The 6,509-nt window shown below is 64.2% G+C and carries 7 protein-coding genes; 2 read left to right on the top strand and 5 right to left on the bottom strand.

Annotated features, from left to right (window positions below; translation table 11 throughout):
• The 5 genes from DBR22_RS19650 to DBR22_RS19630 all read right to left on the bottom strand — a co-directional run.
• Positions 1 to 739, bottom strand: a 739-nt coding sequence (locus DBR22_RS19650) for an SDR family oxidoreductase (RefSeq protein WP_108600386.1), incomplete at its 3' end; no start/stop codon positions are given.
• Between the two features lie 50 nt (positions 740 to 789).
• On the bottom strand, positions 790 to 2,127 hold the full coding sequence (locus DBR22_RS19645) for an MFS transporter (RefSeq protein WP_108600385.1): 1,338 nt from the start codon (positions 2,125 to 2,127) through the stop codon (positions 790 to 792).
• 55 nt (positions 2,128 to 2,182) lie between these two features.
• Positions 2,183 to 3,196 carry a biotin-dependent carboxyltransferase family protein gene (locus DBR22_RS19640; RefSeq protein ID WP_108600384.1) on the bottom strand — a complete coding sequence of 338 codons (1,014 nt, stop codon included), beginning with the start codon at positions 3,194 to 3,196 and terminating at the stop codon, positions 2,183 to 2,185.
• Positions 3,193 to 3,918 (bottom strand): 5-oxoprolinase subunit B family protein, encoded by a 726-nt coding sequence (locus DBR22_RS19635; RefSeq protein WP_108600383.1) that lies wholly within the window; start codon positions 3,916 to 3,918, stop codon positions 3,193 to 3,195. The genes DBR22_RS19640 and DBR22_RS19635 overlap by 4 nt, the downstream gene beginning before the upstream one ends.
• A 1-nt stretch (position 3,919) precedes the next feature.
• On the bottom strand, positions 3,920 to 4,708 hold the full coding sequence (locus DBR22_RS19630) for a LamB/YcsF family protein (RefSeq protein ID WP_108600382.1): 789 nt from the start codon (positions 4,706 to 4,708) through the stop codon (positions 3,920 to 3,922).
• A gap of 314 nt (positions 4,709 to 5,022) precedes the next feature.
• Between DBR22_RS19630 and nac the strand changes: the two genes are divergently transcribed.
• Complete coding sequence (gene nac / locus DBR22_RS19625; RefSeq protein ID WP_108600381.1) at positions 5,023 to 5,943, top strand: nitrogen assimilation transcriptional regulator NAC; 921 nt, start codon at positions 5,023 to 5,025, stop codon at positions 5,941 to 5,943.
• Between the two features lie 146 nt (positions 5,944 to 6,089).
• Positions 6,090 to 6,320, top strand: coding sequence for a hypothetical protein (locus tag DBR22_RS19620; protein ID WP_108600380.1), 231 nt, complete (start codon positions 6,090 to 6,092; stop codon positions 6,318 to 6,320).
• Positions 6,321 to 6,509: the final 189 nt, after the last annotated feature.

Genomic DNA, 6,509 nt, shown 5'->3' with positions numbered 1-6,509 from the left:
CGAAGGTCAGTCCGCCGGGAACCTGGAACGTGGGCATCAGTTCCAGCATGCCCACGTTGACGTGCCGGGGAGTTTCGATGGCGTAGTCCATGGCGTTGACGATGTCATCCGTAGTCAGCGACTCGTAGCCTTCGTAGTAGGTCTTCCAGGCCTCTTCCATGGCCTCGGGGGTTCCACCCATGTTGCGGCCGAAGATCTCCGTTTCAACGCGTCCCGGGCAGATCTCCGTCACGCGGATGCGCTTTCCCACGGTGTCGTTGCGCAGTTGCCGGGACACCTGGTGCACTGCCGCCTTGGTGGCGTGGTAGACCGTGTGGCCGTAGAAGTTGTACACCCCGGCGATGGAACTGACGTTGATGACGTGCCCCAAATCGCGTTCCACCATGCCCGGCAACACCAGTCTGGTCAGCTGGAGCAGCCCGCGGAGGTTGACGTCGATGAGTTCGTCGATGTCGTTGTCGCTGGAGTCCAGGATGTTGCCGGGCCGGGAGACGCCGGCGCAGTTCACCAGGACATCCACTTCGAGATGTCCGACGGCGGCAGTCAGGGCTGCGGTGTCGGTCAGGTCAACGATGTGGGGGACCGCTCCGGTCTTGTCCGCGAGTTCGTTCAGCCGGTCCTCGTTGCGGGCCAGGGCGTGCACGGTGAGCCCGCGCTTGGCCAGGCGTTCGGCGATCGCGGCGCCCATTCCGGTGGATGCACCGGTGACGAGCGCGGTTGAGTAGTCAGAAAAAGTCATGGGGTTCTCCTATGTGAGGTGCAGCGCGGAACTGCTCGGTGAAGGAATAGTCAGGCGTCGCGGAGGGGCTGGTGTGCCCGGTCCTTGACCGTGCTGACGGCGGCAAGGGTGCCCAGTGCGGTGATGACGGCATAGAAAGCGGGCATGTAGATGTTGCCGGTGGATGAGATCAGCCAGGTCATCAGCAGCGGTGCGGTGCCGCCGAAGAGTGCCGAGGAGATGTTGTAGCCCAGGCCGTAGGCGGAGTACCGGACACGGGTGGGGAAGAGTTCAACGATCAGGATGTGGATCACTGCCGTGTGGCCGGCGAAGACCACGGCCATGATGCAGGCGCCGAGGATGGCCAGTGCCATCTCGCCGGTGGCGATCAGGGCGTAGGCGGGAATCCCGACGATCGCCATGGCGATAGCGGAGCCGGCGATGACCTTCTTGCGGCCGATGCGGTCAGAGAGGGCGCCCATGAACGGGATGGCGATGCAAATTACCACCAGGCTGCAGGCGGTGACGAGAAGTGCTTCGCCGATGGTGAAGTTGAGCTGCTTGCCCTTGAGGAACGTGGGCATGTAGGAGAAGAGGACGTAGTAGCCGGAGCCGTTCATGAGCGGGATGAAGAGGGCCAGCAGCATGGCGCGGCGGTGTTCGGCGGAGGCGAAGGCTTCCTTCAGCGGGTTGGCGGACAGGCCGCCTTCTTCCTTGAGCTTCTCAAAGTTCGGGGTGTCGCTGATGGCCTTGCGGATGTACCAGCCGATGACGCCCATGGGGATGGCGACCAGGAACGGGATGCGCCAGGCAAAGGAACCGAACCCTCCGCCGTCGATCGCTGCCTGGGTGAGCCAGGGCGACATGGAGAATGCGACGAGCGTGCCGGTGAGCAGGGCTGCGAAGGAGGCGATCTGGGCGTAGGAGGTGATGATGCCGCGTTTGCCTTCAGGGGCGTGCTCGGCGAGGAAGGTCATGGCGCCGGCGGATTCGCCGCCGACGGAGAAGCCCTGCAGCATGCGGAGCAGCACCAGGAGGATCGGCGCGGCGATGCCGATGGCCGAGTAGGCGGGCAGCAGGCCGATGCCCGCCGTCGCGACGCTGATCAGCAGGATGACAAAGACCAGCAGCTTTTGCCGTCCGATCCTGTCCCCCAGGAATCCGCAGACCACGGCGCCAAGTGGGCGCACGAAGAAGGAAACGGCGTAGCCGGCGAAGACAAACAGCAGGGCGTTGTCCGGGTTGCCTGGGGCCAGGAAGACGAGGGCCAGGGTTCCCGCCATAAAAGCGAAAATGCCGTTGTCGTAAAGCTCCACGAAAATGCCGACGCAGCCGGCAGTGACAACTTTGCGGGTCTGCTTGCTCGTGAGCCGCTCTTGCGGCTGGGCCGCATGCGTTGAAGTTGACATGGTTTTCCTTACTAAGGGGGATGGTAACAAGGCTTTGGATCTGACGCGAGGTTTGTTAGGTTCCGGCAGCCGGGGCGAGCTGTGACCAGCCGGGCCGGCTGCCGATTCCCAGGAGGGCGAACACTGTGCTGACGGTGGAACGGAGGTTCTCGAGCTCCCGCAAGGCCGCCCGGTGTTTCGCTGTCGCGTCGGGGACGGTGGTCTTGCGGAAAGTTAAGGTGTGGCCGGGCCTGGCCTGGGCGAGGACGTCCAGCGAGCGGCTGGTGACCACTGCGAGGACGGGGTAGCCGGCGGTAACCCCGCGGCCCCGGTGCAGCACCAGGAGTTCTTCCCGGGAAGGCACTTCGATGGCTCCCACCGGGACTCCGCGGGAGAGCACTTCGGCGCTTGACTGGCGTTCGGGAAGGGCTCCGCCAAGGCGCAGGCCAATGTGGTTGCTCCGCCCGCTGACCGTGTAGTCCGTTGTGAAGAGCAGCTCAGCGGTGTCGCCGAATTCGTCCACGTCCGGCCCGTCGGTGACTTCCACGACGGCCTGGCTGCTGAACTCCGGCCGGGTCAGGCCCAGCCGGAACAGCGGCAGGTCGAAGTAGGGCTGGCGGATGGGTGCGACGCTTCGCGAGGTCTTGAGTTCGGTGCCTTCGGTCAGGCGCAGTCCAAATCCGACGACGGTGTCCGGGGCGCAGCTGCCGAGAAGGACCGGGGCCTCAACTGAGCCGTGGACGGCAACGTAGGCCCGCAGTCCGCCGGTCATACGGCGCAGTGCCACAGTTTCGCCGGCACGGACGGACACCGGTTCCCACTGCTGGCATTCCCGCCCGCCCACGGTGAGGTGGAGGGGCGCTCCGGTGACCGCGATGAGGATGTCGGTGGTGGCACGCATCCGGAAGTCCAGGGCGGTGATCTCGAGCAGCGGGGCGCCGTCGTCGTTTCCCGTGAGGATGTTCGCCGCGCGTGCAGAGAACTGGTCCAGAGCCCCGTTGACCGGCAATCCGAAGCGGGGTCCGCGGAAGCGGCCCAGATCGGTGACGACGGAATTTCCAGGCTGCTGGATGATCAGTGAGCCGCTCATCTTGCTGCCTCCAGCTTCCGGCCGGCGTAGTCCGCGAATTCCCCGGCGTGGATCTGGCGGAACCTCAGCAGGTCGCCGGGTACGTAGGGAACCAGCGGTTCGGCGGCGGCATCCAGAACAGTGAGGGGGGTCTGGCCGATCACGCACCACCCGCCGGGGGCAGCGGCCGGGGCGATGACTGCCTGCCGTCCTGCGACGGCGACGGCGCCTGCCGGGACGGACAGCCGCGGGTCCTTCAGCCTTGGAACGGGGACCGGAAAGTCGGGCCCGTCCATCATGGGCGAGCCGGCAGGGGCGCCCAGGCAGCGGATGACGTAGGACTTGGCAATGTGCAGGGCGATGATCTCTTCCACGGGCAGTTGCTGCTGTTCGGCAACGCGTTCCAGGTCAGGACCGTACTCGCCGCCGTAAACAACGGGCACGCTGAATTCGCGGGCAGCCCGGGCAGGGGCGCCGATGAAGTCGATCTGCTGCATGCCCAGGAGGACGAATGCCCGGACCTGGCGTGCCGATGTGACGCCGGGATCGAATTCGACGAGCAGTGAGTCGTAGGTTGGCACGGCGCCGTGGACACCGTCCGCTCCTGCGGCCTCCAGCCATGCCGCGAGGGCATGTACCGTGCTCCAGTTGGCCTCGGGGTCAGGTGAAGAGGCGACGACGCGGAGTGCGGCGTCTCCGGACTCGTAGACGTCCACTGGGGTTGGCGTTGTGGGAGCGGGCATCTCAGGCAGCCGTCACTTTGGCGGCCAGGACCTGTGCGACAGGAGCGATCCTCACTCCCGCGCGTTCCAGTTCGGCGCGCACCTGGCGGGCCAGCTGGACAGCGCCAGGGGTATCTCCATGCAGGAGGACAGTGTCGGCGACGATCGGCAGGTCTGTTCCGGCGACGGTTTGAATGAGGCCTTCGCAGACCATCCGGATGGTGCGGTCCACAATCGCTGACGGATCGTGGATGACGGCGCCGGGGCGGCTGCGCGGAACCAGGGTGCCATCTGCCTCGTAGGCGCGGTCGGCGATGCCGACGATCGCGACCGGGAGTTGACGCACGGCTGCGGCGTCGGCAAGTTCGCCGTCCTGGGCCAGGACTATCAGGTCCGGGTTGATGCGGGCGGAAGCGTCGGCCACGGCCGCGGCATAGTCCGGCCGTGTGGCCACGAGGTTGCCGAGGCGCCCATGGGGTGCGAGGTGGGCGACGCCGGTGCCGTGGTACGCGGCGAAGGCGCTCAGGGCGCCGACCTGGTACAGGATGTCGTTGCGGACCTCGTCAGCGGTGAGGTCCATGGCACGGCGGCCGAAGCCGCGGAGGTCGGGGAAGCTCGGGTGCGCCCCGATGCTGACACCGCGCCGCACGCATTCGGCGACTGTGGCGTTCATGATATCCGGATCACCAGCGTGGAAGCCGCAGGCGATGTTGGCGCTGGAAACGATCTCCAGCAGGGCCTTGTCGTCGCCCATGGAGTAGGCGCCGAAGCCTTCTCCGAGATCTGCCACAAGATCAACTGTGGGTCCCATGTGAGCCTCCTGGGGTTTGGGGAATTATTTGCCGGGTTTCTGAGGAAAAGTCTGGCATTGCGACCTGGCTCACACAAAGACGTAATCCATGTCATGGGATAGCTGGCGGTTATGACCTGTCTCGGCATCCTCGTCAATCGCCATTGCAATCAAGGTAGGGAGTGGATATTTCAGAAATGTAAAAAGAAACAGCCTGTTTTGATTACACACACCGCTATGCGAAATGCATCTGACCCCATAAAGAAAATGCATGTCACGGGAGGGGCTAGAATGTACGATCAGAGAAATAGCGTTCTGGGAGAGAGAAGGCGGCTGTGGATACGCGGAAGCTTGCGTACTTCGTCCAGATCGTGGATTCGGGAAGCATCACCAAGGCCGCTGCGGCGCTGCATGTGGCCCAGCCGGCCCTCAGCCAGCAGGTTTCGGGGCTGGAAACCGAACTCAAGCAACGCCTGCTCATCCGCAGCAAGCAGGGTGTGAAGCCCACGGCCGCAGGGCACACCCTCTACCGGCACGCGCAGTCCATCCTGAGGCTGGTGGAGCAGGCGCGCCAGGACGTGGCCAAATCCGGCGCAGCGCCGTCCGGCCGGGTCTCCATTGCCATCGCGCCGTACAGCATGGCCTCAAGCCTGACGCCGAAGATCATCAGCGAAGTGAGCCGCCGGTACCCGGATATCATCCTGCATGTCACGGAAATCTACGGCGGTGTCCTGAGCGAGGCGATCAAAAACGGCCGGTTGGATATGGCCCTCATCTACGAGCCGGGCCCCATCCGCGGTGTCCAATTCACCACGATGATCGTTGAAGACCTGCACTTCGTGGTCAACGCCGACGACTTCACGCCGGCCCCGGGGAACAGCGAAATCACCTTGGCGGAAGTAGCTTCTTTCAAACTTTTCCTGCCCGAGAAGATCCACACGCTCCGCCAGGTGGTGGAGGCAGGGTATGACAGCTCGGGCCTCAAACTCAAGCTGGCGGGTGAAGTGGAGTCGGTGCCGTCTCTGGCGAGGCTCCTACGGGCCGGCCTGGGTGCCACCATCATGCCCAAGTCAGCCGCGGATGCCCTGTTCCACGAGGAAGACTTCCATGTGCTGAGGATCGTGGACCCTGCGTTGCAGTGCAAGATCGCGCTGTGCACGCCGGACCACGATCCGCTCTCAGAGGCGGCATCAGCGGTCCTTCTGGTGCTCAAGGAAATGCTCCAGGAAATGCTCAGCAATAAATATGCCCGGTAACCTGTCTCTTCGCTGAACCTGCCATAGCATCCGCTTATCAGGGCACCTATCATTCGTCTTGGTAACCCGAGGCTCCAGGATTCTAAAATGAAAGTTAAGCCGACAATTGCGGTAAAACTTTTGAATTAACCCATGGGGAGTTTCCGGTGAAAAAGATCAATGCCCGGCGGAGGATTTCTGACGGCAATGTGGACCAGACGGCAAAAACCGGTTTCCATTGCCCGGCCAACGGCTTTTGGCGGCCGGGGGACCGCGCGGCGGATCCGGTCTTCGTTTTCGAGGGCAGCATCATGCCGGCCGCGGGCGGCGGCTCCACCGTCTGGTACCTGGAAGACGCAGAGGCCGGTCCGCCGACGCATCCGCTTCCGGCTGGCTAACGATCGGGCTGGCTGGCTGGGCCGTTCAGTCCGTGTCTCCTTGCCGTTTCTTCCGAGGGCTGAGACGCCCAGGTGGTGGCCAGGGCAACCGACCCCGCAGCAGGCAGGCGCCCAGGCGTTATTGTCAGACCCACCTGTGATGATGAATTCATGGGGACAAGCGCGGTGGTGGCGGAGGCATTTGCGGCG

The organism is Arthrobacter sp. HMWF013 (genome assembly GCF_003061105.1).
Taxonomy (GTDB): domain Bacteria; phylum Actinomycetota; class Actinomycetes; order Actinomycetales; family Micrococcaceae; genus Arthrobacter.
The sequence above is the reverse complement of the archived record's forward strand: the minus strand, read 5'-3'. Positions and strand labels throughout refer to the sequence as shown.

Bases quoted from the DNA above. Each gene is read 5' to 3' on its own strand.
- DBR22_RS19630 (WP_108600382.1), bottom strand. From the start codon at position 4,708: ATGGGACCCACAGTTGATCTTGTGGCAGATCTCGGAGAAGGCTTCGGC.
- DBR22_RS19640 (WP_108600384.1), bottom strand. From the start codon at position 3,196: ATGAGCGGCTCACTGATCATCCAGCAGCCTGGAAATTCCGTCGTCACC.
- DBR22_RS19635 (WP_108600383.1), bottom strand. From the start codon at position 3,918: ATGCCCGCTCCCACAACGCCAACCCCAGTGGACGTCTACGAGTCCGGA.
- DBR22_RS19645 (WP_108600385.1), bottom strand. From the start codon at position 2,127: ATGTCAACTTCAACGCATGCGGCCCAGCCGCAAGAGCGGCTCACGAGC.